The sequence below is a fragment of the Streptomyces sp. Qhu_M48 genome (genome assembly GCF_051305195.1).
GTDB lineage: Bacteria > Actinomycetota > Actinomycetes > Streptomycetales > Streptomycetaceae > Streptomyces.
The window spans coordinates 1,401,773-1,424,147 of the sequence record NZ_CP195432.1 but is presented as its reverse complement, the minus strand read 5'-3'; the positions used below and the strand labels follow the sequence as shown (position 1 = coordinate 1,424,147).

General features: G+C 73.0%; 20 protein-coding genes and 1 pseudogene. 14 read left to right on the top strand and 7 right to left on the bottom strand.

Features of this window, described 5'->3' with window-relative positions; genetic code table 11:
* The first annotated feature begins 38 nt into the window (after positions 1 to 38).
* The 4 genes from ACRRSS_RS06715 (at position 39) to fabF (ending at position 3,671) form a co-directional block, all read left to right on the top strand.
* A complete protein-coding gene (locus ACRRSS_RS06715) occupies positions 39 to 974 on the top strand; it encodes an ACP S-malonyltransferase (protein ID WP_435970297.1) in 936 nt (311 codons plus the stop codon).
* Positions 975 to 992: 18 nt separating this feature from the next.
* Positions 993 to 2,024, top strand: a complete 1,032-nt coding sequence (locus ACRRSS_RS06710) for a ketoacyl-ACP synthase III (protein ID WP_435970296.1) — start codon at positions 993 to 995, stop codon at positions 2,022 to 2,024.
* Positions 2,025 to 2,080: 56 nt separating this feature from the next.
* The gene (locus tag ACRRSS_RS06705; RefSeq protein WP_030220891.1) at positions 2,081 to 2,329 is read left to right on the top strand and encodes an acyl carrier protein; all 249 of its coding nucleotides are present in this window, start codon (positions 2,081 to 2,083) and stop codon (positions 2,327 to 2,329) included.
* A 79-nt stretch (positions 2,330 to 2,408) separates the two neighbouring features.
* A complete protein-coding gene (gene fabF / locus ACRRSS_RS06700; protein WP_435970295.1) occupies positions 2,409 to 3,671 on the top strand; it encodes a beta-ketoacyl-ACP synthase II in 1,263 nt (420 codons plus the stop codon).
* Between the two features lie 174 nt (positions 3,672 to 3,845).
* Here fabF and ACRRSS_RS06695 read toward each other — a convergent pair whose 3' ends face one another.
* Positions 3,846 to 4,340 (bottom strand): DUF3145 domain-containing protein, encoded by a 495-nt coding sequence (locus tag ACRRSS_RS06695; RefSeq protein WP_030321864.1) that lies wholly within the window; start codon positions 4,338 to 4,340, stop codon positions 3,846 to 3,848.
* Between the two features lie 258 nt (positions 4,341 to 4,598).
* On the opposite strand from ACRRSS_RS06695, the gene ACRRSS_RS06690 reads away from it, so the two are divergent.
* On the top strand, positions 4,599 to 5,516 hold the full coding sequence (locus ACRRSS_RS06690) for an SGNH/GDSL hydrolase family protein (protein ID WP_435970294.1): 918 nt from the start codon (positions 4,599 to 4,601) through the stop codon (positions 5,514 to 5,516).
* 59 nt (positions 5,517 to 5,575) lie between these two features.
* Here ACRRSS_RS06690 and ACRRSS_RS06685 read toward each other — a convergent pair whose 3' ends face one another.
* Entirely contained in the window at positions 5,576 to 8,026 is a 2,451-nt protein-coding gene (locus ACRRSS_RS06685) for a glycoside hydrolase family 3 protein (protein WP_435970293.1), read from the bottom strand.
* 150 nt (positions 8,027 to 8,176) lie between these two features.
* Here ACRRSS_RS06685 and ACRRSS_RS06680 point away from each other — a divergent pair, with 150 nt between their 5' ends.
* Both ACRRSS_RS06680 and ACRRSS_RS06675 read left to right on the top strand, forming a co-directional pair.
* Positions 8,177 to 8,758 carry a TetR/AcrR family transcriptional regulator gene (locus tag ACRRSS_RS06680; protein WP_435970292.1) on the top strand — a complete coding sequence of 194 codons (582 nt, stop codon included), beginning with the start codon at positions 8,177 to 8,179 and terminating at the stop codon, positions 8,756 to 8,758.
* A 231-nt stretch (positions 8,759 to 8,989) separates the two neighbouring features.
* Positions 8,990 to 9,703: a carbon-nitrogen hydrolase family protein gene (locus tag ACRRSS_RS06675; protein ID WP_435970291.1), complete on the top strand. Its 714-nt coding sequence runs from the start codon at positions 8,990 to 8,992 to the stop codon at positions 9,701 to 9,703.
* 183 nt (positions 9,704 to 9,886) lie between these two features.
* On the opposite strand, the gene ACRRSS_RS06670 is transcribed toward ACRRSS_RS06675, so the two are convergent.
* On the bottom strand, positions 9,887 to 10,777 hold the full coding sequence (locus ACRRSS_RS06670; RefSeq protein WP_435970290.1) for a chitosanase: 891 nt from the start codon (positions 10,775 to 10,777) through the stop codon (positions 9,887 to 9,889).
* Positions 10,778 to 11,082: 305 nt separating this feature from the next.
* On the opposite strand from ACRRSS_RS06670, the gene ACRRSS_RS06665 reads away from it, so the two are divergent.
* From ACRRSS_RS06665 to ACRRSS_RS06655, 3 genes are all read left to right on the top strand, one after another.
* Positions 11,083 to 11,835 carry a hypothetical protein gene (locus ACRRSS_RS06665; protein ID WP_435970289.1) on the top strand — a complete coding sequence of 251 codons (753 nt, stop codon included), beginning with the start codon at positions 11,083 to 11,085 and terminating at the stop codon, positions 11,833 to 11,835.
* Between the two features lie 116 nt (positions 11,836 to 11,951).
* A complete protein-coding gene (locus tag ACRRSS_RS06660) occupies positions 11,952 to 14,042 on the top strand; it encodes a bifunctional polysaccharide deacetylase/glycosyltransferase family 2 protein (RefSeq protein WP_435975265.1) in 2,091 nt (696 codons plus the stop codon).
* Complete coding sequence (locus ACRRSS_RS06655; protein ID WP_435970288.1) at positions 14,039 to 15,271, top strand: acyltransferase family protein; 1,233 nt, start codon at positions 14,039 to 14,041, stop codon at positions 15,269 to 15,271. Before ACRRSS_RS06660 ends, ACRRSS_RS06655 begins: the two co-directional genes overlap by 4 nt.
* 29 nt (positions 15,272 to 15,300) lie before the next feature.
* On the opposite strand, the gene ACRRSS_RS06650 is transcribed toward ACRRSS_RS06655, so the two are convergent.
* The 3 genes from ACRRSS_RS06650 to ACRRSS_RS06640 form a co-directional block, all read right to left on the bottom strand.
* The gene (locus tag ACRRSS_RS06650) at positions 15,301 to 16,143 is read right to left on the bottom strand and encodes an EI24 domain-containing protein (protein WP_435970287.1); all 843 of its coding nucleotides are present in this window, start codon (positions 16,141 to 16,143) and stop codon (positions 15,301 to 15,303) included.
* Positions 16,144 to 16,285: 142 nt separating this feature from the next.
* On the bottom strand, positions 16,286 to 16,708 hold the full coding sequence (locus tag ACRRSS_RS06645) for an organic hydroperoxide resistance protein (RefSeq protein WP_435970286.1): 423 nt from the start codon (positions 16,706 to 16,708) through the stop codon (positions 16,286 to 16,288).
* 63 nt (positions 16,709 to 16,771) lie between these two features.
* Positions 16,772 to 17,791, bottom strand: coding sequence for an NADP-dependent oxidoreductase (locus tag ACRRSS_RS06640; protein ID WP_435970285.1), 1,020 nt, complete (start codon positions 17,789 to 17,791; stop codon positions 16,772 to 16,774).
* Positions 17,792 to 17,897: 106 nt separating this feature from the next.
* Between ACRRSS_RS06640 and ACRRSS_RS06635 the strand changes: the two genes are divergently transcribed.
* Positions 17,898 to 18,344: a MarR family winged helix-turn-helix transcriptional regulator gene (locus ACRRSS_RS06635; protein WP_435970284.1), complete on the top strand. Its 447-nt coding sequence runs from the start codon at positions 17,898 to 17,900 to the stop codon at positions 18,342 to 18,344.
* Between the two features lie 63 nt (positions 18,345 to 18,407).
* Positions 18,408 to 18,587, top strand: coding sequence for a hypothetical protein (locus tag ACRRSS_RS06630; protein ID WP_435970283.1), 180 nt, complete (start codon positions 18,408 to 18,410; stop codon positions 18,585 to 18,587).
* A gap of 285 nt (positions 18,588 to 18,872) precedes the next feature.
* On the opposite strand, the pseudogene ACRRSS_RS06625 reads toward ACRRSS_RS06630, so the two are convergent.
* Positions 18,873 to 19,301 (bottom strand): annotated as a pseudogene (locus ACRRSS_RS06625) (SCO2400 family protein); the annotation flags it as partial.
* A gap of 245 nt (positions 19,302 to 19,546) precedes the next feature.
* Between ACRRSS_RS06625 and ACRRSS_RS06620 the strand changes: the two are divergent.
* The gene (locus tag ACRRSS_RS06620; protein WP_435970282.1) at positions 19,547 to 20,608 is read left to right on the top strand and encodes a rod shape-determining protein; all 1,062 of its coding nucleotides are present in this window, start codon (positions 19,547 to 19,549) and stop codon (positions 20,606 to 20,608) included.
* A 174-nt stretch (positions 20,609 to 20,782) separates the two neighbouring features.
* Positions 20,783 to 22,300, top strand: coding sequence for a GAF domain-containing protein (locus tag ACRRSS_RS06615; protein WP_435970281.1), 1,518 nt, complete (start codon positions 20,783 to 20,785; stop codon positions 22,298 to 22,300).
* Positions 22,301 to 22,375: the final 75 nt, after the last annotated feature.

The following is a 22,375-nucleotide window of genomic DNA, read 5'->3' as shown; positions in this document are numbered from 1 at the left end:
ACGGGCGCTCGAAGCCGTCCGCAAGAGAGAGTGTGAGGGTGCTCGTACTCGTCGCTCCCGGCCAAGGCGCCCAGACGCCCGGCTTCCTGACCCCCTGGCTCGAACTCCCCGGCGCCGCCGACCGCATCGCGGCCTGGTCCGACGCCATCGGGCTCGACCTCGCCCACTACGGCACGAAGGCCGACGCGGACGAGATCCGTGACACCGCCGTGGCGCAGCCGCTGCTCGTCGCCGCCGGACTGCTCTCCGCCGCCGCGCTCGGTACGGAGACGTCCGCCGCCGCGGGTGCCGCCGGCGTCGTCGCCGGTCACAGCGTCGGCGAGTTCACCGCCGCCGCGCTCGCGGGCGTGCTCGACGACACCGCCGCGCTCCGTCTCGTACGGAGCCGTGGGCTCGCGATGGCCGAGGCCGCCGCGATCACCCCGACCGGTATGTCGGCGCTGCTCGGCGGCGACCCCGAGACGACCGTCGCGCACCTGGAGAAGCTCGGCCTGACCCCGGCCAACGTGAACGGCGCCGGTCAGATCGTGGCCGCCGGCACCCTGGAGCAGCTGGCCGCCCTGGAGGCGGACAAGCCCGAGGGCGTCCGCCGGGTCGTCGCGCTCAAGGTCGCCGGCGCCTTCCACACGCACCACATGGCCCCGGCCGTGGCGACGCTGGAGCAGGCGGCGAAGGAACTGTCCGCGGCCGCCCCGACCACCCGCTACGTCTCCAACAAGGACGGGCAGGTCGTCACCGACGGCGCCGAGGTCGTGGCCCGTCTCGTCGGCCAGGTCGCGAACCCGGTCCGCTGGGACCTGTGCATGGAGACCTTCCAGGCGCTCGGCGCGACCGCGCTGATCGAGGTGTGCCCCGGCGGCACCCTGACCGGCCTCGCCAAGCGCGCCCTGCCGGGCGTGGCCACGGTCGCCCTGAAGACTCCCGACGACCTGGACGCGGCCCGTACGCTCATCGCTGAGCACGCGGCCGTCTGACAAGGAGTGTCGAGAAGCATGTCGAAGATCAAGCCCAGCAAGGGCGCCCCGTACGCACGGATCCTCGGTGTCGGCGGTTACCGCCCCACCCGGGTCGTGCCGAACGAGGTGATCCTCGAGACGATCGACTCGTCCGACGAGTGGATCCGCTCGCGCTCCGGTATCGCGACGCGGCACTGGGCCTCGCCTGAGGAGACCGTCGCCGCCATGTCGGTGGAGGCCTCGGGCAAGGCCATCGCCGACGCCGGGATCAACCCCGAGCAGATCGGTGCCGTGATCGTCTCCACGGTCTCGCACTTCAAGCAGACCCCGGCCGTCGCCACCGAGATCGCCGACAGGATCGGCGCCGGGAAGCCGGCCGCGTTCGACATCTCCGCCGGCTGCGCGGGCTTCGGCTACGGCCTGACCCTCGCCAAGGGCATGATCGTCGAGGGGTCCGCGGAGTACGTCCTCGTCATCGGTGTCGAGCGGCTCAGCGACCTGACGGATCTGGAGGACCGCGCGACGGCCTTCCTGTTCGGCGACGGCGCCGGGGCCGTGGTCGTCGGCCCCTCGGACGAGCCGCACATCGGTCCCACCGTCTGGGGTTCCGAGGGCGACAAGTCCGAGACCATCAAGCAGACCGTGCCGTGGAACGAGTTCCAGGTCGGCGACGTCTCGAAGCTGCCGCTCGACAGGAACGGCGAGATCAAGTTCCCCGCCATCACGCAGGAGGGCCAGGCGGTCTTCCGCTGGGCCGTCTTCGAGATGGCGAAGGTCGCGCAGCAGGCCCTGGACGCCGCCGGCATCTCGGCGGACGACCTGGACGTCTTCATCCCGCACCAGGCCAACATGCGGATCATCGACTCGATGGTGAAGACGCTCAAGCTGCCGGAGCACGTCACGGTCGCCCGGGACGTCGAGACCACCGGCAACACGTCGGCGGCCTCGATTCCGCTCGCCATGGAGCGACTCCTGGCGACCGGCAAGGCGAAGAGCGGCGACACGGCGCTCATCATCGGCTTCGGGGCGGGTCTCGTCTTCGCCGCGACGGTCGTTACCCTCCCCTAGGCACTCCGGTTCTGCCGGAAGCCCTCACTCAAGCAATCACAAGAAGGAGCGCCACCATGGCCGCCACCCAGGACCAGATCGTCGAAGGCCTCGCCGAGATCGTCAACGAGATCGCCGGCATCCCGGTCGAGGACGTCGAGCTGGGCAAGTCGTTCACGGACGACCTGGACGTCGACTCGCTCTCCATGGTCGAGGTCGTCGTCGCCGCCGAAGAGCGCTTCGACGTCAAGATCCCGGACGAGGACGTCAAGAACCTCAAGACGGTCGGCGACGCTGCCGACTACATCCTGAAGCACCAGGCCTGATTCGGCCCTCGCTGAACCGGTCCGCCACCCGGCGGTGGCGCCGTATTCCGACCATCACACACATGGAGAACGAATTCCTGTGAGCTCGACCAATCGCACCGTGGTCGTCACCGGTATCGGCGCAACCACACCGCTGGGTGGCGACTCCGCGTCGACCTGGGAAGGTCTTCTCGCGGGGCGCTCCGGCGTCAAGCCCCTGGAGGGCGAGCGCTTCGCCGAACTGCCCGTCCAGATCGCCGCGACGGCCGCCGTCGACCCCGGCGACGTCCTGCCCCGTCCGCTCGCCCGCAAGCTGGACCGCTCGGCGCAGTTCGCGCTGATCGCGGCCCGTGAGGCGTGGGCCGACGCGGGGTACACCGCCCCGGCGGGCGAGGACGCGTCCATCGCGCCCGAGCGGCTCGGGTCGGTCATCGCCTCCGGCATCGGTGGCGTAACGACTCTGCTCGACCAGTACGACGTGCTGAAGGAGAAGGGCGTCCGCCGCGTCTCCCCGCACACCGTGCCCATGCTCATGCCGAACAGCCCCTCCGCCAACGTGGGTCTGGAGGTGAACGCCCGGGCGGGCGTCCACACCCCCGTCTCCGCGTGCGCGTCGGGCGCCGAGGCGATCGGCTACGCCGTGGAGATGATCCGTACCGGCCGTGCCGACGTGGTCGTCGCCGGAGGTACCGAGGCCGCGATCCACCCGCTGCCGATCGCCGCCTTCGCCAACATGATGGCGATGTCCAAGAGCAACGACGAGCCGACGAAGGCCTCGCGTCCCTACGACACCGGCCGCGACGGCTTCGTGCTCGGCGAGGGCGCGGGCGTCGTGATCCTGGAGTCCGAGGAGCACGCGAAGGCGCGCGGCGCGCGCGTCTACTGCGAGGTCCTCGGCCAGGGCCTGTCGGCCGACAGCCACCACATCGCGCAGCCCGAGCCGACCGGCCGGGGCATCGCCGCCGCGATGCGGAACCTGCTGGACTCGACGGACCTCAAGCCGTCCGAGGTCGTCCACCTCAACGCGCACGCCACGTCGACGCCGCAGGGCGACGTCGCCGAGATCAAGGCGCTCCGCAAGGTCCTGGGCGACGACCTGGACCACGTCGCGATCTCCGCGACGAAGTCGATGACCGGCCACCTCCTCGGCGGCGCGGGCGGCATCGAGACCGTCGCGACGGTCCTGGCGCTCCACCACCGCCTGGCCCCGCCGACGATCAACATCGACGAGCTGGACCCGGACGTCGACGCGGACATCGTCCGCGACGAGCCCCGCGAACTCCCGCAGGGCACGATCGCCGCGATCAACAACAGCTTCGGCTTCGGCGGCCACAACGTGGTGCTGGCGTTCCGCACGGTGTGACGCCACGCGTGACATGACGGAGGCCCACCCCCGCTCGGGGGTGGGCCTCCGTCATGTCCGGCCGGACGGGGCGGGGCGCGCTCCCGCGCCCTCCGGCCGTCCACGACGGAGCGCGCGGCGGCCCGGTCGCCTCGGTGTACCCGGGCGGCGTCCGCGGCGGCCGGTGAGGGGCCGTCAGACGACCTGGTGCAGCCAGCGGACGGGGGCGCCCTCGCCCGCGTACCGGAAGGGCTCCAGTTCGTCGTCCCAGGGCTTGCCGAGGAGTCTGGCGATCTCGGCCTCCAGCTGGGTCTCGCCCTGCGCGGAGCGCGCGAGGGCGGCCCTCAGCCGGTCCTCGGGGACGAGGATGTCGCCGTGCATGCCGGTGACGGCGTGGAAGATGCCCAGGTCGGGGGTGGCGCTGTAGCGCTCGCCCTCGGCGGTGGGGCAGGGCTCCGCGGTCACCTCGAAGCGGAGCATCTGCCAACCGCGCAGGGCGGAGGCGAGTTCGGAGGCGGTGCCGGTACGGCCCTGCCAGGAGAACTCGGCTCTCCAGGTGCCGGGGGACGCCGGCTGGCGGATCCAGTCGAGCTGGACCCTCGCACCGAGGACGCCCGCCACCGCCCATTCGACGTGCGGGCACAGCGCGCGCGGTGCGGAGTGTACGTACAGGACTCCACGTGTCGTCACCGGGACCTCCAGTGTGGGACGAGGTTCGCCTTTCCCAGTGGCTCAGTAAACAGCATCAGGAACAGAACATGGCAAACCCTCAAAAAAGGGACAGCATGTGACGTGATGTAATTTACCGGAGCCGGTCGGCAAAGGTGCCTCTGGTTCGACGGGGGAAAAGCTACCGTGCCGCACCGTCATCGGTGTGACGTACGGTCGGTCCGGGGACGGGTGAACACGAAGCTTTCACCCGCCAGGACGCCGAAGGAGGGGCCGGGGATGCGCGGTCGACGCCGATTCCGTACCGCTGTCGCCGCCGCGACGGCGGCTCTGCTGTGCGCCGGGGCACTGTCCGGCTGCACGGCCGGGGAGCCGGCGGCGAAGGCCTCCCCGACGGGACCGACCCCGGGGCCGGCCGCGAAGCCGACCCCGGAGGCGACGCCTTCGCCGGACTCCCTGTGGGACGTCTCGCCCTCCTCCGTCGCCGCCGTCGGCGACTCCGTCACCCGTGCCTTCGACGCCTGCGCCGTCCTGGCGGACTGCCCCGAGGTGTCCTGGGCGACCGGCACCGACACCGCCGTGAACAGCCTGGCGCTGCGGCTCCTCGGCCCGGAGAAGGTCGCCACCCGCAGCTGGAACCTGGCCCGTACGGGGGCGCGGATGGTGGAGCTTCCGGAGCAGATGGCCGGGGCGGCGGCCGAGCGGCCCGAGCTGGTGACGGTGATGATGGGCGCGAACGACGCCTGCCGGCCCACCCCGGCGCTGATGACGCCGGTGGAGGACTTCCGCACGTCCTTCGAGACGGCGCTCGCCCGGCTGCGGAAGGGCGCACCGGAGGCGCAGGTGTACGTGGCGAGCGTGCCGGACCTGATGCGCCTGTGGTCGACCGGGCGGGTCAGCCCGGCGGGTTTGCGGGCGTGGCGGCTGGGGATCTGCGGCGCGATGCTGGCGGACGCCGAGGACCTGAGCGCGGCGGCCGAGCGGCGGCGCGCCGAGGTGCGGGGCCGGGTGGTGGCGTACAACCGGGTGCTCTCGGAGGTGTGCGCGAAGGACGAGCGCTGCCGGTACGACGACGGGGCGGTCTTCGGTTTCCGCTTCGACGGCGGGCAGTTGAGCCCCTGGGACTGGTTCCATCCGAGCCGGGACGGGCAGGCGCGGCTCGCGGAGCTGGCGTACCGGCGGATCACGAAGGAGTGAATGGACCCCGGGGCGGTTGTCAGGTGCCGCCCCGGGGCCGGTCATGAGGGTCCCCGCACTCAGATGTCGAGGGTGGCCGTCAGCCGGGCGTCCGCGAGGGAGTGGGCGGCCAGGACCTCGTAGCCGCCCGGGACGAGGGTCCAGTCGTCCTTCTCCTCGTCCCAGATCTCGAAGGCGCGGCGGGGCAGCGGGATCACGGCCTGGACGGTCTCGCCGGGGGCCGCCTCGACGCTCGCGAAGCCGGCCAGCCAGCGGGCCGGCCGCTCCCCGTCGGCGGACGCCGGGGCCAGGTAGATCTGTACGACCTCGCGGCCCGGCCGGTCGCCGGTGTTGGTGAGCCGGACGACGGCGGTGTCGGGGTCCGCCGTCAGGGACTCGTACGCCCAGGTCGTGTAGCCGAGTCCGTGGCCGAAGGCGTACGCGGGGACGGCGCCGGCCCGGTCCCAGGCGCGGTAGCCGACGAAGACGCCCTCGGCGTAGTCGAGTACGCCGCCGGTGGGCGTGACCTCGGTGACGGGAACGTCGGCGAGGGTGACGGGCCAGGTGGTGGGGAGGCGCCCGCCGGGCTCCTCGGCGCCGGTGAGGACGTCGGCGAGGGCGGCGCCGCCCTCCTGGCCGGGAAACCAGCCGAGCAGGATCGCGGCCACCTCCTCGCGCCAGGGCAGTTCGACCGGGGAGCCGGCGTTGACGACGACGACGGTGTTCGGGTTGGCGGCGGCCACGGCCCGGACGAGGTCGTCCTGGCGGCCCGGGAGGGCGAGGTCCTTGCGGTCGAAGCCCTCGGACTCGACGCGTTCGGTGGTGGCGACGACCACGACGGCGGTGTCGGCGGCGCGGGCGGCCTCGACGGCTTCGGCGATCAGTTCGTCGGGGTCACGGCGGGGACCGAGGTGGACGAAGGAGAACATGACGGCCGGCAGCGGGGCCGCGAACTCCTTGTCCAGGGTGTGGAGCAGGGACACCTCGACGGTCTCGCCGGCGGTGAGCGCGACCTTGGCGCGCTCGACCGGGGAGCCGAAGAAGGCCTCGAAGGGGTCGGTCTCGGGGCCCATCGTCTGGACGCCGTCGAAGACGGTCTCGCCGCCGACGGTGAGGGTGTAGGCGCCGAGGCCGCGGGTGCCGAAGGCGTGTTCGCCGGACTCGCGGGGGGTGAAGGTGCCGACGACCTCGACGGAGGCGAGGGCCTCGTGGGTGACGCCGTCCGGGAGGTCGTCGCCGATCCACTGGACCTGCCCGTTGGGCAGGGAGCCTTCGCCGAGGAGCCGTCCCCCGGCGTCGCGGCAGCGGGCGCGGAGGGTGAATCCCTGGTCCGCGGGGGCGAGTTCCTCGCTGGGGTCGGCGCCGACGCGGAAGGTGAGTGCGCCTCCTCCCGGAGCGGCGGCGAGGGCGGCGGCGAGTCCGTCGAGCGGGGAGACGACATGCTCGGGGAAGACCTGGGCGGAGCCGCCGCCGAGGACGCGGGCGTCGCGGGCGGCGGCGCCGGAGAGCGCGACGGTGCCGTGCGCGGCCAGCGGCAGCGCGCCGTTCTCGTTCCGGACGAGGACGAAGCCGCGGTGGGCGATCTCGCGGGCGAGGGCGTCGCCGTCGATCGTGGCCGGGGGCTCGGTGACGACGGGCGGGGCGCCTTCGAGGGCGCCGACGCGGGCGGCGAGCCGCAGGACGTTGCGGACGGCGGCGTCGACGGCGGACTCCTCGACCTCGCCGGCGCGGACGGAGGCGGCGAGCGCCGCGCCGTAGACGGTCACCGGACCGGGCATGGCGATGTCCATGCCGCCCTCGATGTCGCCGGTGGTGGAGCGGGCGGCCATCCAGTCCGAGACGTTGACGCCGTCGAAGCCCCACTCGCCGCGCAGGACCTCGTTGACGAGGTGGTGGTGCTCGGTCATGGTCACGCCGTTGACCTGGTTGTAGGCGGTCATGATGCCCCAGGGGCGGGCGTTCTTGACGATGGCCTCGAAGGGGGCGAGGTAGAGCTCGCGGAGCGGGCGCGGGGCGATCGCGTTGTCGACGGTGAAGCGGTCGGTCTCGGCGTCGTTGGCGACGAAGTGCTTGACGGTGGTGCCGACGCCGCCGTCCTGGACGCCCTGGACGTAGCCGGTCGCGACGGCGCCGGTGAGGAGGGGGTCCTCGCTGTAGGCCTCGAAGTGGCGTCCGCCGAGCGGGGTGCGGTGCAGGTTGACGGTGGGCGCGAGCAGGACGTGGACGCCCTTGCGGCGGGCCTCCTGGGCGAGGAGACGGCCGGCGCGGCGAGCGAGGGCGGGGTCCCAGGCGGCGGCGAGCGCGGTCGGGGACGGCAGGGCGACGGACGGGTCGTCGGCGGTCCAGCGGACACCGCGGACGCCGACGGGGCCGTCGGACATGACCAGGGACTTCAGACCGATCTCCGGCAGGGCGGGCAGGGACCACATGTCCTGGCCGGCGAGCAGCCGGGCCTTGGCGTCCAGGCCGAGCTTGCCGATGGCCGCCTCGACGACCGCCTCCCGTGCCGTGTCCGCACTGGTCTCCGTCATGGCCGTACCTCCTCGTTGACGTACTGATGACCCCGATGGGGCCATCGTGCCCCTGGTTGCCTGTAGATCGGTAGGTGACGTTATCTTCTTGTTATTTTACGAAAGGGGTACGGTCCTGTCGGAAGCGACGACCGGGAGGGGGCCACGGCGATGGTGCGGGCCAGAAGCGAGGAGCGGCGGGCGGACATCCTCCGCGCCACGCTCGAAGTGATCGCCGAGCGCGGCTACCGGGGCGCCACCCTCGGCTCCGTCGCCGAGCGGGTCGGCCTCACCCAGCAGGGCCTTCTCCACTACTTCCCGACGAAGGAGGCGCTGCTCGTCGCCGTCCTGGAGGAGCGCGACCGCTGGGACACCAGCGGCGGCCGGGACCGCGAGGGCTGGCGGCTCGACCTGCTCGACTCCCTCGTCGAGTACAACGCGATGCGGCCCGGCATCGTGCAGACCTTCTCCGCGCTGCTCGGCGAGAGCGTGACGGACGAGCATCCGGCGCGCGCCTTCTTCACCGAGCGGTACGCGCAGGTGAGAGCGAGCATGGCGCAGGTCCTGCGCCTGGAGTTCGGTGACCGGCTGCCGGGCGGGCTCACCCCCGAGCGGGCGGCGCCCCTCCTGACGGCGGTGATGGACGGCCTCCAGTACCAGTGGCTCCTGGACCCGTCGGCGGTGGACATGCCGGCCGCCTTCCGGGACTTCCTGAGCCTGCTGGCCGGGCGGGACTCTCCGGACCCGACCTGACCCGGCCGGGGCGGGGACCCGGCCGACGGCGCCCGCGAGCCGGGGGCCGAGGCCAGGCCGACTGCGCCCGCGAGCCGCCCCTCGGCGAGAGCCCGCGGCGCCGTCTGCCGGGACAGGCCGGGCGAGCGCGCGGGCCGCGCCGGTCAGGGCGGGGCCGCCGCGGGAGACGGCGGAGACGACGCGTCGGCACCGGGGGTCGCCCGGCGGCGGGCGGGCGGGATGATGGGGGCCATGATCGTCGCAGCCACCCAGTTCGCCCCGGTCGCCGGGGACATCGCCGCGAACGTGCGGACCGTCGCCTCCCTGATCCGGGCCGCCGGGGCCGAGGGCGCCCGTGTGGTCGTCTTCGCGGAGCTCTGTCTCAGCGGGTACGAGCCGACCCTGATCCGGGACACCCCCGGGCTCGTCCTCACCGAGGACGACCCCCGGCTCGATCCCGTACGGGAGGCCTGCCGCGCGGTGTCGGCGGCCGCCGTCGTCAACGGGCCGGTGCGGACGGCGGACGGCCGGCCCGCGATCACCTCGCTGGTCGTCGGCCCGGACGGCGGACTCCTCGCCCGCTACGACAAGCAGCACCTGTACGGGATCGAGCGGGAGGTCTTCGCGCCGGGCACCGCCGACGGGCGGTTCGAGCTCGACGGGGTCCGGTTCGCGACGGCCACCTGCTACGACAACCGTTTCCCCGAACTGGCGGAGCGCGCGGCCGCCGACAACTGCACGGTGTATCTCGCGAGTTCGGTGCTCGCGGCCGACAACGACTCGTTCGAGAAGGTGTATCCGGCGCGGGCCGCGGACTTCGGTCTGCATGTGGTGCTCGGCAACGTCCTGGGGGCGAACGAGGACGGCGTGGGCGCGGGCCTGGCCGGGGCCTGGGGCCCGGACGGCGAGCGGATCGCGGACGCGGGCGGCACGGAGCCGGGGTTCGTGCTCGCCGAGGTCGGCTGAGCGCGGACGCGGAAGGGCCGGGCGGCCGTGGGACAACGGCCGCCCGGCCGCGGGGCGCCGTCACGGAACCCCCGGCCCGCGACGGCGCCCCGCCCCCCGTGACGGGGCGCTCAGGCGCCTGAGGCGCGCGGACCGGAGCCGCCCGCCCACCCGCCCGCCTGCCCGCCGAGGAGGCCGGACCCTCTAGAGCCGGTACGCCTGTCCGTAGACCCGCCACCTCAAGGGGGTGTCGAGGTCCAGGTTGCCGTCCTCCAGGAACGTCCGCAGGGCCGAGTCGACCCGGCTGGTGTCGCCGTCCCTGCCCTTCGCCTCGATGGCCGCGCGGTGCACGTCGAGGAAGATGTCGAGGTACCGCTCCTCGGTGCCGCCCTCGGCCGGGGTGTCCGCCTCCGCCAGGGCGCGTTCCCTCAGTCCGTAGAAGCCGTTCGCGGTGGTGTCGGGTCCGTGGTACACCATCGCGTCGTAGTACACGAACTGCCCCAGGGTGCCGAGGCCGTCGAGCTTGGCCAGCCGCACCGCGGGGTCGAAGTAGACCCGGTCGCGCTCCGCCTCCTGGGCCTCGCGGAACGCCTCGCCCCTCGCCTCCGCCCGCCAGGCCGCGGCGAAGCCGGGGTCCAGGCCCTCGTGCGAGTCCGTGCCGTCCACCGCGCGCAGGGCGGGGAGATACCGGGCCAGCCCGTTGCCGGGATGCTCCTCGGTGTAGCGCTCGACGAGGGTGAGCAGATCGTGGGTTCCCGTACAGAATCCGACGATTCCCGCCGTATAACCCTGCCCGTCCCCGATGTCCTTGACGGAACCGTACGTGGCACGCCAGTCGAGAGTGGAGTGGACGGCGCTCGCCACGATCCTGCCCGCGAGCTCCTTCTTCGCCGGCTCGGCCAGACCGGGGGGCATGGCGTCGTCCTCCGCGCCGCCCCCCGCGCCCTCCGCCACCGCCTTCACCTCCTGGCGCGACTGCGAGGACGACGCCCCGATCGGTGCGTCACCGTCCGGATGGCCGGACACGAAGAGGTAGGCGACCGCCGTCGTGACGACGGGGAGGGTCACGAAGAGCAGGAGTCCGACGCGTTTCATGGCGGACAGAGTAATCGGGTCCTGAGTTGGGCCAGTTTCAGACAGATCTGAAGCTTCACAGAAAATCCAGAACCGGCGGGAACGACTTCGCTTCAGCCACATGCGCTACCCTCATGCCCCCCGGGCACAGTGGGACAGAGGGGGCGTTCGAACCGGTGCGGGTTCGATCCTGTGCACAGGTACGTCGATCCGGGAGCCGTCAGCGCCCCCGAAACATGCCCTTGGGGAAGTGCTACGCAGTGGAAAACTGGCTCAATAACGACCAACCTGGTGGACGGAACGCAGGTCACGCACGGCCGCTGCCCGTGCCTTCCGCCCCGGACGCCGAGTGGCCCGGCCACGCGTACGACCCCGGCGAGGTCACGGTCCAGCTCGACGCCGTCCGCATAGGCGGCGGCGCCTACCCGTCGCTCCGGCCGGCCGTCACGGTCCCCGAGCCCCGCCGGGCACCCAACGGCCCCGTCTTCGTCGACGAGTCCGGTCGTCGCGGCCGCCGCTTCCGCCACCTCGGCACCTTCGTCGGCGTCGCCTGCGCGGCCTACGCCGGCGTCATCGTGGCCACCCTGCTCACGGGCAACTCCGCCGCCCCCTGGGTGCCGCTTCCCGAACAGGGACAGGCCGTACCGGCCGAGCGGGGCGAGGCCTCCCCGTCGCCGGCCTCGCCGGCGACCCTCTCCCCCACCGCGAGCACCCCCTCCGCGCCGACCACGACCGACGGGGGCGGACGCTCCTCGACGCCTGTCCGAACGGCCGACTCCTCGGCGAACACCCCCACGCGGACCACGCCCACCCCCACGGCGAGCACCGCGACGCCCACGCCGCGGACGACCACCGAGAGCCCCGGGCCCGGCTCCTCCGGCACGCCCACCAGCACGCCGACCACGCCCGCCCCCACGGGCACGCCCACCACCGCGCCGGCCACCACCGCTCCCACCGGCACCACCGCGCCCGAGACGACCGCGCCGCCCGTCGCGTCCGGTTCCGTCGCGCTCGGCCACAGCCGTCCGGCGTCCGCCGGACAGGACCACGTCCCCCCTTCCCCAGAGATCATCCTGTGACCCCACCCCGCAGCCACCGGCGCCGCCGCGCTCCCCGCGGCGCCCCGAGCGGCCTTCGCCGCTCACTGCCCCTCCGCTTCGTCCTGCCCTCGCTGCTTCTCGTCGCCGTGATCACGATGCTGATGCTGCGCGGCTACGTGCACAGCGAGATCCTCGCCGACCACCGTGTCCGCGGCGGGGTCGCGACCGGACAGGTGCCGGCGGAGGTCCTGGAGGGCGGACCGGTCCTCGACACCCGGGGCGAGCGGGCGACCAGCCTCGGCGTGCCCGACCACAGCCTCGTCCTCACCTTCGACGACGGTCCGGACCCCACCTGGACCCCGAAGGTGCTCGACGTGCTGAAGAAGCACCGCGCGCACGCGGTCTTCTTCGTCACCGGCACCATGACCTCGCGCCACCCCGAGCTCGTCCGCCGCATGGTGGCCGAAGGACACGAGATAGGCCTGCACACCTTCAACCACCCCGACCTCTCCTTCCAGTCCCAGCGCCGCATCGACTGGGAGCTGTCCCAGAACCAGCTGGCGATCGCCGGCGCGGCCGGGATCCGCTCGTCCCTGTTCCGCCCCCCGTACTCCTCCTTCGCCGATGCCATGGACGACGCGTCCTGGCCGGTGACCGAGTACGTCGGCACCCTCGGCTACCTCACCGTCGTCAACGACACCGACAGCGAGGACTGGCGCCGGCCGGGCGTCGACCGGATCATCCGCAACGCCACCCCCGAGGACGGCGAGGGCGCCATCGTCCTCATGCACGACTCCGGCGGCGACCGCAGCCAGACCGTCCGCGCGCTGGACACCTTCCTGCCCCGGATGCAGGAGGAGGGCTACCGCTTCCAGACCCTCACCCAGGCGCTCGACGCGCCCAGCGCGAACACCCCCGTCACCGGTCCGGATCTCTGGAAGGGCAAGGCGTGGGTCTTCATGGTCCAGGCCTCGGACAGGCTCACCGACGGGCTGGTCGTCGTACTGGCGGTCATCGGGGTCCTGGTCCTCAGCCGCTTCGGCCTGATGCTGGTGCTGTCCGGCGCCCACGCGCATCGGGTGCGGCGCGAGGGCTTCCGCTGGGGTCCCGTACCGGTCACCGAACCCGTGTCGGTGCTGGTGCCGGCGTACAACGAGGCCACGTGCATCGAGAACACCGTGCGCTCCCTCAGGGACAGCGAACACCCCATCGAGATCATCGTCATCGACGACGGCTCCAGCGACGGAACCGCCCGCATCGTCGAGGACATGGGGCTGCCGAACGTACGCGTGGTGCGCCAGCTCAACGCGGGCAAGCCGGCCGCGCTCAACCGGGGCGTCGCGAACGCCCGGCACGACCTGATCGTGATGATGGACGGTGACACCGTCTTCGAACCGGCCACCGTGGGCGAGCTCGTGCAGCCCTTCGCGGACCCCCGGGTCGGCGCGGTCGCCGGCAACGCCAAGGTCGGCAACAGGGACTCGATGATCGGGGCCTGGCAGCACATCGAGTACGTGATGGGCTTCAACCTGGACCGCCGGATGTACGACATGCTGCGCTGCATGCCGACGATCCCGGGCGCGGTCGGAGCCTTCCGGCGCTCCGCGCTGGAGCGGGTCGGCGGCATGAGCGACGACACGCTCGCCGAGGACACCGACATCACGATGGCCCTGCACCGGGACGGCTGGCGGGTGGTGTACGCGGAGAACGCGCGCGCCTGGACCGAGGCCCCGGAGAGCGTCCAACAGCTGTGGTCGCAGCGCTACCGCTGGTCCTACGGCACGATGCAGGCGATCTGGAAGCACCGCCGCGCCCTGGTGGAACGGGGGCCCTCGGGCCGGTTCGGCCGGGTGGGGCTGCCGCTGGTCTCCCTGTTCATGGTGGTGGCCCCGCTGCTGGCCCCGCTGATCGACGTGTTCCTGCTGTACGGCCTCGTCTTCGGCCCCACCGAGAAGACCGTCGCCGCCTGGCTGGGCGTCCTGGCGGTCCAGGCGGTCTGCGCCGCCTACGCGTTCCGGCTGGACCGGGAGCGGATGACGCACCTCATCTCGCTGCCCCTCCAGCAGATCCTCTACCGGCAGTTGATGTACGTGGTCCTGCTCCAGTCCTGGATCACCGCGCTCACCGGCGGCCGGCTGCGCTGGCAGAAGCTACGGCGTACCGGAGTGGTCGAGGCGGCGCCGGGTGCGGTGCCGCAGCGGCAGGGCACGGGAACGACGGCACGCGAGCGGGGGCACGTCGTATGACGACGCACGAACGGACACCGGAGGGACTGACGTCACCGGGCTCGGGGGCGTACCTCCTGGCGGGAGACGGCGCCGCCGCGGAGCCCTCCGCCGCTCCGGTCGCCCCGAAGCCGGGCCGTGACCGCTATCTGGACCTGCTGCGTTCGGTGGCCCTGGTCCGCGTGGTGGCGTACCACCTCTTCGGCTGGGGCTGGCTGTCGCTCGTCTTCCCCTCCATGGGTGTGATGTTCGCGCTGGCGGGCCTGTTGACGGCGCGCTCGCTCGAACGCCCGGCACGCCAGGTGATCATGAGCCGGGTACGCCGTCTGCTGCCCCCGCTGTGGGCGTTCGGCGCGGTGGCACTGACGCTGATCCTCATGAACGGCTGGAATCCGGTGAAGGACCCGGACGAAGGCGGCACGTGGGGCCTGGTCCGGCTGATCACGTACGTGGTGCCCGTCGGCGCTCCGCCGTACCCGGCCGCCGACGACTGGGCGACGCAGGCGGCGGGGCCGCTCTGGTACCTGCGCACCTACCTGTGGTTCGTGGTGGCCTCGCCGCTGCTGCTGTGGGCCTTCCGCCGCGCCCCGTGGGCGACGCTGACGGCCCCGCTCGCGCTGACGGCGGTCCTGACGACCGGCCTGGTCGAGATTCCCGGCGAGGCCGGCGAGGGAGTCACCGACTTCGTCGACTACGCCTCCTGCTGGATCCTCGGCTTCGCCCACCACGACGGGCTGCTGAAGCGGATCCCCCGGTACGCCGCGGTGTCCTGGGCCTTCCTGTCGATGGCGTTCGGCCTCTGGTGGGCGTCGGGCCATCTGGGGTCCGAGGGCTGGGACCTCAACGAGATCCCGCTGGCGCAGGCCACGTGGTCGTTCGGGTTCGTGGTGATCCTGCTCCAGTACGCCCCGTCCTGGCAGCGGCTGCCCGGACGGCTGGCCAGGTGGGACGCGTTCGTCACCCTGTCCAACAACCGCGCGGTCACGATCTACCTGTGGCACAACCTCCTGATCGGCGTCGCGGAGGTGATCGTCGACCAGGGGTACGAGCTGCCGTTCCTGGACAGCGACCGGGGCAACGCGGCGCTCGACGCGACGTACCTGATGTGGAGCTTCGTGGTGGTCTGGCCGCTGATCGCCCTGGCTGTCCTCGCGTTCGGCTGGATCGAGGACCTCGCCGCGCGGCGGCCGCCCCGGCTGTGGCCTGACGGGACCCCGAACCGGGCCGCCCGGCGGGCGCGCCGGGCGTAGTCCGGTCGGCCGGGCAGGCACCCGTCTCCTCAGCGGGTCGGGTCGTGCGCCTCGCGGCCGCCGTCGGAGGAGAGCAGTCGGGCGCCGTCCCGGGAGCCGACTTCCCGGTCGTCGCCGTCCCGGTCGTCGCCGGACGTCTCGCCCCGCAGGTCACGCGCCATCAGGGTGGCGCCCGCGACGGCTCCCGGCATCAGGAGGACGGCGACGAAGGGCACCAGGAAGGCGAGGGTCAGCGGAACGCCGAAGCCGAGGACGGCGAGGCGGCGCCCGCGCAGCAGCCGCAGCCGCTCCTTCAGCTCGACGCCCCGGCGCTGGAGCGCGACGGCCGCCAGCTCCTCGGTGAGGAAGAAGCCGGAGACGCAGAAGCCGACGACGGGGACGACCGTCTGGCCGACGACCGGGATGAAGCCGCAGGCGAAGAGCAGGATGCCGTAGAACGCGACCCGCAGCAGGACCCGCAGGCTGTCACGGGCCGAGATCCACAGCTCGCGCCAGAGCGGGAGCCCGGACTCGGGCACCTCGCCGCCCTCGCTGCGGTCGACCTCCTCGGAGAGCGACTCGTAGAAGGGCTGGCCGACGAGCAGGGTCACGGCGGTGAAGGTGATGACGGCGAGGAAGAGCCCGAGGGCGACGACCAGGGCGGTCAGGGTGCCGCGGAGGATGTCGATCCAGGGCGAGGTCCAGTCGTCGGCGAACGGGGTCGCCCAGGCGGCCAGGTCGTCGGCGCCGTAGCCGAGACCGACGAGCGCGCCCGCGTAGAGCACGAGGGTCACCAGCCCCGGCAGCAGCCCGAACCCGAACCACCGTCCGTGCCGGCCGACCCACTTCTGGCCCTGAACCAGGTACTTGAAACCCACCCCGAGATCGCGCATGGGGTCACTGTAACGGTGTCGTGCAGGTCAGCCGTCCGACGTCCGGCCGGGCGTGCGAGGGGCCGGCCGGTACGCGAAGAGGACCGCACCCCCGGGCGGGGATGCGGTCCTCGTTCGGTGCCGCGGGCCGTGCGGGCCGGGATCAGACGGCGAGCTCGACCGTGATGTTGCCGCGGGTCGCCTTGGAGTACGGGCAGACCTGGTGGGCCTTCTCGATCAGGCTCCTGGCGGTCTCGGCGTCCACGTTCGGGATGGTCGCCGAGATCTTCACGATGATGCCGAAGCCGTCGTCGTTCTTGCCGATGCCGACCTCGGCGGTGACCGTCGAGCCGGAGATGTCGGCGTTCTCGTTGCGGGCGACGACGCCGAGCGCGCCCTGGAAGCAGGCGCTGTAGCCCGCCGCGAAGAGCTGCTCGGGGTTGGTGCCCCGGCCGGAGCCGCCCATGGCCTTGGGCGGGTTGACGACGACGTCGAGCTGACCGTCGTCGGTGGCGACACGGCCGTCACGCCCGTTCTCGGCGGTGGCGACGGCGGTGTAGAGAACGTCGGAGTGCTGGATCGACATGCGAGGTACTTCCTTCATGGTTCGCCGCGACTCGCGCCCACGATCGCGACGGCTGAGGGAAGACTAACGGGTCACCGAGACGATCATCTTTCCGGTGTTGTCGCCGCGGAGCAGTCCGAGGAAGGCGTCGACTCCGTTCTCGATGCCGTCGACGAAGGTCTCGCGGTGCTTCAGCTCGCCGGAGGCGAGCCAGCCGCCGACCTCCTGGACGAACTGCTGCTGCAGCCCGTAGTGGTCGCCGACGAGGACGCCCTGGAGGCGCAGCCGCTTGCCGATGATCATCGCCATGTTGCGCGGACCGGGGACCGGCTCGGTGTCGTTGTACTGGGCGATCATGCCGCAGATGGTGGCGCGGCCGTGCACGTTGAGCGAGGAGATCGCGGCTTCGAGGTGCTCGCCGCCGACGTTGTCGAAGTAGACGTCGATGCCGTCCGGGGCGGCCTCGCGGAGCTGGTCCTTGACCGGGCCGTTCTTGTAGTTGAAGGCGGCGTCGAAGCCGAGCTCCTCGACGAGGAACTTCACCTTCTCGTCGGAGCCCGCCGAGCCGATGACGCGCGAGGCGCCCTTGAGGCGCGCCATCTGGCCGACCTGGCTGCCGACGGCCCCGGCGGCGCCGGAGACGAAGACCGCGTCGCCCTCCTTGAAGGAGGCGACGTCGAAGAGGCCGGCGTAGGCCGTGAGGCCGGTCATGCCGAGCACGCCGAGGTAGGCGGAGAGGGGGGCGAGCGCCGGGTCGACCTTGGTGGCGTGCTGGGCCGGGACGTCGGCGTACTCGCGCCAGCCGAGGCCGTGCAGGACGTGGTCGCCGACGGCGAAGCCCTCGGCGCCGGAGGCGATGACCTCGCCGACGGCGCCGCCGTCCATGGGGTGGTCGAGCTTGAACGGGGGGATGTAGGACTTCACGTCGTTCATGCGGCCGCGCATGTACGGGTCGACGGAGAAGTGCAGGTTGCGCACGAGGACGCGGCCCTCGGCCGGCTCGGTGACCGGGGTCTCGCGCAGGGCGAAGTCGGCAGGGGTCGGCCAGCCGTGCGGACGGGCGACGAGGTGCCACTCACGGCTGGACGCGGGAAGAACGGACATGAGCACGGCCTCCAGGGAAAGCTTGAGAAAGCGAAAGGTTCACTGACTCAAACAACCATGCGCATCGATATTTCATGTTGTCAAGTATTTGGGTAGGATGAACCCCATGGCCACCTCACGCACGGACCCCCTGACCCTCGAAGTCGTCGAGCTGATCGGCACGGTCGTCGCGCGCTACTACGAGGAGTACGAGCAGGCGGCCGCGCAGCACGCGCTGACCGGCGCCCAGGCCAGGGTCCTCGGCCTGCTCTCGCTCGACCCGCTGCCGATGCGCCGCATCGCCCAGAAGCTGAAGTGCGAGCCGTCCAACATCACGGGGATAGTCGACCGGCTGGAGGCCCGCGGCCTGGTCGAGCGCCGCCCCGACCCGGCCGACCGCCGCGTCAAGCTGGCCGTCCCCACGGACGAGGGCCGCGCCACGGCCCGCCGCCTCCGCGAGTCCCTGGACTTCGCCCGCGAGCCCCTCGGCGAACTGTCCGAGACGGAGCGCACCCTCCTGCGTGACCTCCTCAAGCGCATGCTCGGCGAGGACGTGACCGGCGGGCGCGTCTAGCCCCCCGGCGGCACGATCCTGAGGACGGACAGGCCCTGCTAGACGCACCACCAGAGGAAGCGGGTGCAGGTCGGGCTGGGCGTCGGGACGGGGGTCGCGCTCGGCGTGGGGCCCGTGGTCGACGGCGCGGGGCCGGTGGGCGTCGCCGTGGGGGTCTCGGTCGCCCCGCCGTCCGTGGCGGACGGGCTCGCGGTGGGTTCCGGGGGCCGCGTCTCCGGGTCGGTGGGCGCCGGCGGGTCCTGAGGGGCGTCCCCGCCGCCTTCGCCCGCGCCGGCGCCCGTGCCCTGCCCCGTATCGGATCCGGAGCCCGTTCCGGCGCCCGTACCCGAGCCCGTTCCGGGACCCGGGCCGCCGGCCTTGCCCGCGCCCGCCCCCCCTGCCCGCCTCCGCGCTCACCTGGCGGGACCGGGGCGGTGCCGACGCGACCGGGGACGGGTCCGTGCCGTCCGGTGCGGCCTCGGTCGTCTCCACCGGGTCGGGGTCGGGGTCGGCGTCCAGCGGGGCCGCGGTGACCTGCTGCTCCTCCACGACCGAGGCGGCGCCCAGCTTCTCCGGGTTCTCCAGGGCCAGGCGCGCCAGGCTCAGCATCCCGGCGGCGAGCACCAGGCCGAGGGTGCCCACCAGGACCGTACGGCCCCGGCGGCTCCGCGCCCGCCTGCCCTTGCGCGCGGCGGATCGGCCGCGGGCGGCGCGGCGCCCGCCGGCGGCCGGGCGTGGCCGCTCGACGACGTCGAGTTCGTAGACGTGCTCGGGCGCTTCGGGTGCGCGCTCGGGCCCGCGGGGGTCCTCGCTTCCGGCAGGCAGGACCGGCTCGTGAGCCTGGACCGGCTCGTAGGCCTGGACGGGCCGGGCGGGTATGTGGGGGGTCTCGTACCGCAGTTCCTCCACGGGAGTCCCGCACCCGGCACAGGCGAGGGCCCCGTTGAGATGCCGCCGGCACGCGTGGCAGTAGTCCATGGGGCCCGCAGGCTATGCGGCCGGGTACGGCCACAGGTAGGCGCGGAAGTGAGGATCCTGTGAGGAAACCGCAGGTCGGCGGCGGTGCGTCGCGATTCGCCCGCTTCGGGGTGTCCTGGCCGGCCCCCCGGACCGGGCCCCGGGCGGCTCAGCCCAACGCGCGCCGCGCCCCGGACGGCCGGACGATGCCAACAGGACCGCGAAACACCTCGCCCGTGCCAGCACCGCACTCCGGAGGATCCGCCATGACCGTCAGCCTTGAGCAGCTGCGTCGTTGCCATGTCGCCGTCGACCTGGGTGCCGCCCGCACCCGGGTCTTCGTCAAGGGCGCCGGACTCGTCGTCGACGAGCCGAGCGTCGCCGCCGTCAACACCCGCACCGGAGCGCTGATCGCCGTCGGCGCGCTGGCCGAGAAGATGACCGGCCGCACCCCCGACTACATCCGGGTCGTCCGCCCGGTCTCGGGTGGCACGGTCGTCGACATCGAGATGGCGCAGCGGATGCTCCGTCACCTCCTCGGCGAGAAGCTGCGCCGTCAGCTGCGCCGCAAGCCCCGGCTGCGCGCCGCCGCCTGCACCCCGCACGACAGCGACCCGCTCGCCCAGCGCGCCGCCGTGGAGACCCTCGTCGGTCTCGGGGCCCGCCGGGTCGAGCTGGTGGACACGCTGATCGCGGCGGCCGTGGGCTGCGGACTGCCGGTCGAGCAGCCGACCGCGACCATGATCCTGGTGTGCGGGGCGGCGACGACGCAGGTCGCGGTCCTGTCGCTCGGTTCGATCGTCACGGCGGAGCGGATGCCGGTCGGCGGGAACGCCATCGACCACGCCGTCATCCAGCACCTGCGCCACCACCACGAGCTGATGCTGCCGAGCCAGTCGGTGCGCCCGCTGCAACTGGCCCTCAGCGGGAACGGCCTGACGCCCCACGGACCGGCGTGGACCGAGATCCACGGCCGTGACGTCGCGACGGGGCTGGCCCGTTCGGTGACAGTCGACACCGCCGCCGTGCGGGAGGCGATCCACACCCCGCTGACGGCGGTCCTCGACGGCATCGGGAAGGTGCTGCGGGACTGCCCGCCGGATCTGGTGGCCGACCTCGCGGACCGCGGGATCATGATGGTGGGCGGCAGCGCCCTGCTGCCGGGGCTCGACCAGATGCTGCGCGAGGCGACCGGCATGCCGGTGCACATCGCCGAACGGCCCGACGTGTGCGCGGTCCTGGGCCTCGGCGCGATGCTGGAGGGCAAGGTCCAGCCGATGGTCCTCGACCCGCTGTCGGAGCGGAACCCGCTCGACGACGAGGACTGAGGCGCGGTGGGGCTGCGACCGGTCCCGGCCGACGCCCGACCCGACCCCCGACCGACTCCCGGCCACCCCCCGACCGACTCCCGGCCACCCCCCGGCCACCCCAAGCCGGCCCCCGGCCGACCCCCGGCCGGGAGCAAAAAGACGAAACAGCCTGATTCGTACGACAATGAGACCATGACGATCATGGACGAGGACGCTCCCCGCCTGCCCGCGCTGCTCGAAGCGGTCCTCGGCGTCGGCACGGACCTCGAACTCCGCACCACCCTCCAGCACCTGGTGGAGTCCGCCACCGCGCTGACCGGGGCCCGCTACGGCGCGCTCGGGGTCGTCGACCCCGAGCGCCACCGCGTCACCGAGTTCTTCACCTCGGGCATGACGGACGAGCAGCGGCGGCGGGCCGGCCGTCTCGCCGACGGCCGCGGCGGGCTGCCCGGCGTCCCGGCCGAGGACCCGCGCCCGCTGCCGCCCGACGCCCCGCCGGCCGGCCCCCGCTCCTCCGGCGTGCCCGAGGGGCTCCCGGGGACGCGCACGTACCTGGGCGTCCCGATCCGGGTCCACACCGAGGTCTTCGGCCATCTGCACCTCACCGAGAAGCGCGCGGGCGGCTTCACCGAGGAGGACCTCTCCCTGCTGCGGGTCCTCGCCTCGCAGGCCGGGATCGCCATCGGCAACGCCCGCCTGTACGAGACGGCCCGGCAACGGGAGCGCTGGATCGAGGGCGCGGCCGCGGTGACCACGGCCCTGCTGACCGGCGCGTCCGCCGAGAACGCGCTGATGACCGTCGCCGAGCAGGCCCGCATCCTCTCCGGTGCCTCGGCCGGGGTGGTGCTCCAGCCCACCGCGGAGGGCGGCATGGAGATCGTCGCCGCCTCGACCACGGACGACCCGGGCGATCTGGTCGGCACGACGATCGCGCCCGGCTCCCCCGTCCTCGTCCAGCTCCTCGGCGGGGAGCCGGTGTTCGTGGAGGACTCGGCGACCGATCCCCGGATGACCACCCATGTCCGGTCCCGTTTCGGCCCGTCGATGATGCTGCCGCTGCAGAGCGGCGGGAAGCTCATCGGCACCCTCGCCCTCCCCCGGCGGCGCGGCGACGAGCCGTACTCGGCGGTCGACCGGCTCCTCGCCTCGCAGTTCGCCTCGCAGGCGGCGCTCGCGCTGGTCCTCGCGGACGCACGGCACGACAGGGAGCGGCTCGCGGTGTACGAGGACCGGGACCGGATCGCGCGGGACCTGCACGACCTGGTCGTCCAGCGGCTCTTCGCCACCGAGATGATGCTGGAGTCCACCCGGCGGCGGGCGGCCGGCTCCTGCGCCGAGGACGCGTTGCTCGGGCGGGCGGTGGACGAGCTGGACTCGACGATCCAGGAGGTCCGTACGACCATCTTCGCGCTCCAGCAGCCGCCCGCGGACGCGCCGACCTCCTTCCGGGGGAAGGTGCTGCGGGAGACCGGCGGGGCGGCGGTCCTGCTCGGCTTCCAGCCGTCCGTGCACTTCGCCGGCGCCGTCGACACCCTCGTCGAGGAGGAGACGGCCGACAGGCTCCTCGCCACCCTGCGCGGGGCGCTCGCGGCGGCGCACCGGCGGTCCGGGATCGGCGCGATCACGGTCGAGGTGTCGGCGGGGGACGGGGGCGTCCGGCTGCGGGTCACGGACGACGGGACCCCGCCGACGACGGTGACCTGGCCGTAGGGGGCGGGGGCACGGACGGCGCCCCTCCCCGTACGGAGCAGCCCGGCGCGCCGCGTACCGCTCCCCGATCTTGAC

What these genes read in the sequence shown, in the direction of transcription:
- ACRRSS_RS06680 (WP_435970292.1), top strand. Translation starts at nt 8,177, where the DNA reads ATGGTGCGGGCCAGAAGCGAGGAGCGGCGGGCGGACATCCTCCGCGCC.
- ACRRSS_RS06645 (WP_435970286.1), bottom strand. Translation starts at nt 16,708, where the DNA reads ATGTCGATCCAGCACTCCGACGTTCTCTACACCGCCGTCGCCACCGCC.
- ACRRSS_RS06660 (WP_435975265.1), top strand. Translation starts at nt 11,952, where the DNA reads ATGCTGATGCTGCGCGGCTACGTGCACAGCGAGATCCTCGCCGACCAC.
- ACRRSS_RS06675 (WP_435970291.1), top strand. Translation starts at nt 8,990, where the DNA reads ATGATCGTCGCAGCCACCCAGTTCGCCCCGGTCGCCGGGGACATCGCC.
- ACRRSS_RS06635 (WP_435970284.1), top strand. Translation starts at nt 17,898, where the DNA reads ATGGCCACCTCACGCACGGACCCCCTGACCCTCGAAGTCGTCGAGCTG.
- ACRRSS_RS06685 (WP_435970293.1), bottom strand. Translation starts at nt 8,026, where the DNA reads ATGACGGAGACCAGTGCGGACACGGCACGGGAGGCGGTCGTCGAGGCG.
- ACRRSS_RS06650 (WP_435970287.1), bottom strand. Translation starts at nt 16,143, where the DNA reads ATGCGCGATCTCGGGGTGGGTTTCAAGTACCTGGTTCAGGGCCAGAAG.
- ACRRSS_RS06620 (WP_435970282.1), top strand. Translation starts at nt 19,547, where the DNA reads ATGACCGTCAGCCTTGAGCAGCTGCGTCGTTGCCATGTCGCCGTCGAC.
- ACRRSS_RS06655 (WP_435970288.1), top strand. Translation starts at nt 14,039, where the DNA reads ATGACGACGCACGAACGGACACCGGAGGGACTGACGTCACCGGGCTCG.
- ACRRSS_RS06615 (WP_435970281.1), top strand. Translation starts at nt 20,783, where the DNA reads ATGACGATCATGGACGAGGACGCTCCCCGCCTGCCCGCGCTGCTCGAA.
- ACRRSS_RS06690 (WP_435970294.1), top strand. Translation starts at nt 4,599, where the DNA reads ATGCGCGGTCGACGCCGATTCCGTACCGCTGTCGCCGCCGCGACGGCG.
- ACRRSS_RS06705 (WP_030220891.1), top strand. Translation starts at nt 2,081, where the DNA reads ATGGCCGCCACCCAGGACCAGATCGTCGAAGGCCTCGCCGAGATCGTC.
- ACRRSS_RS06640 (WP_435970285.1), bottom strand. Translation starts at nt 17,791, where the DNA reads ATGTCCGTTCTTCCCGCGTCCAGCCGTGAGTGGCACCTCGTCGCCCGT.
- ACRRSS_RS06670 (WP_435970290.1), bottom strand. Translation starts at nt 10,777, where the DNA reads ATGAAACGCGTCGGACTCCTGCTCTTCGTGACCCTCCCCGTCGTCACG.
- ACRRSS_RS06710 (WP_435970296.1), top strand. Translation starts at nt 993, where the DNA reads ATGTCGAAGATCAAGCCCAGCAAGGGCGCCCCGTACGCACGGATCCTC.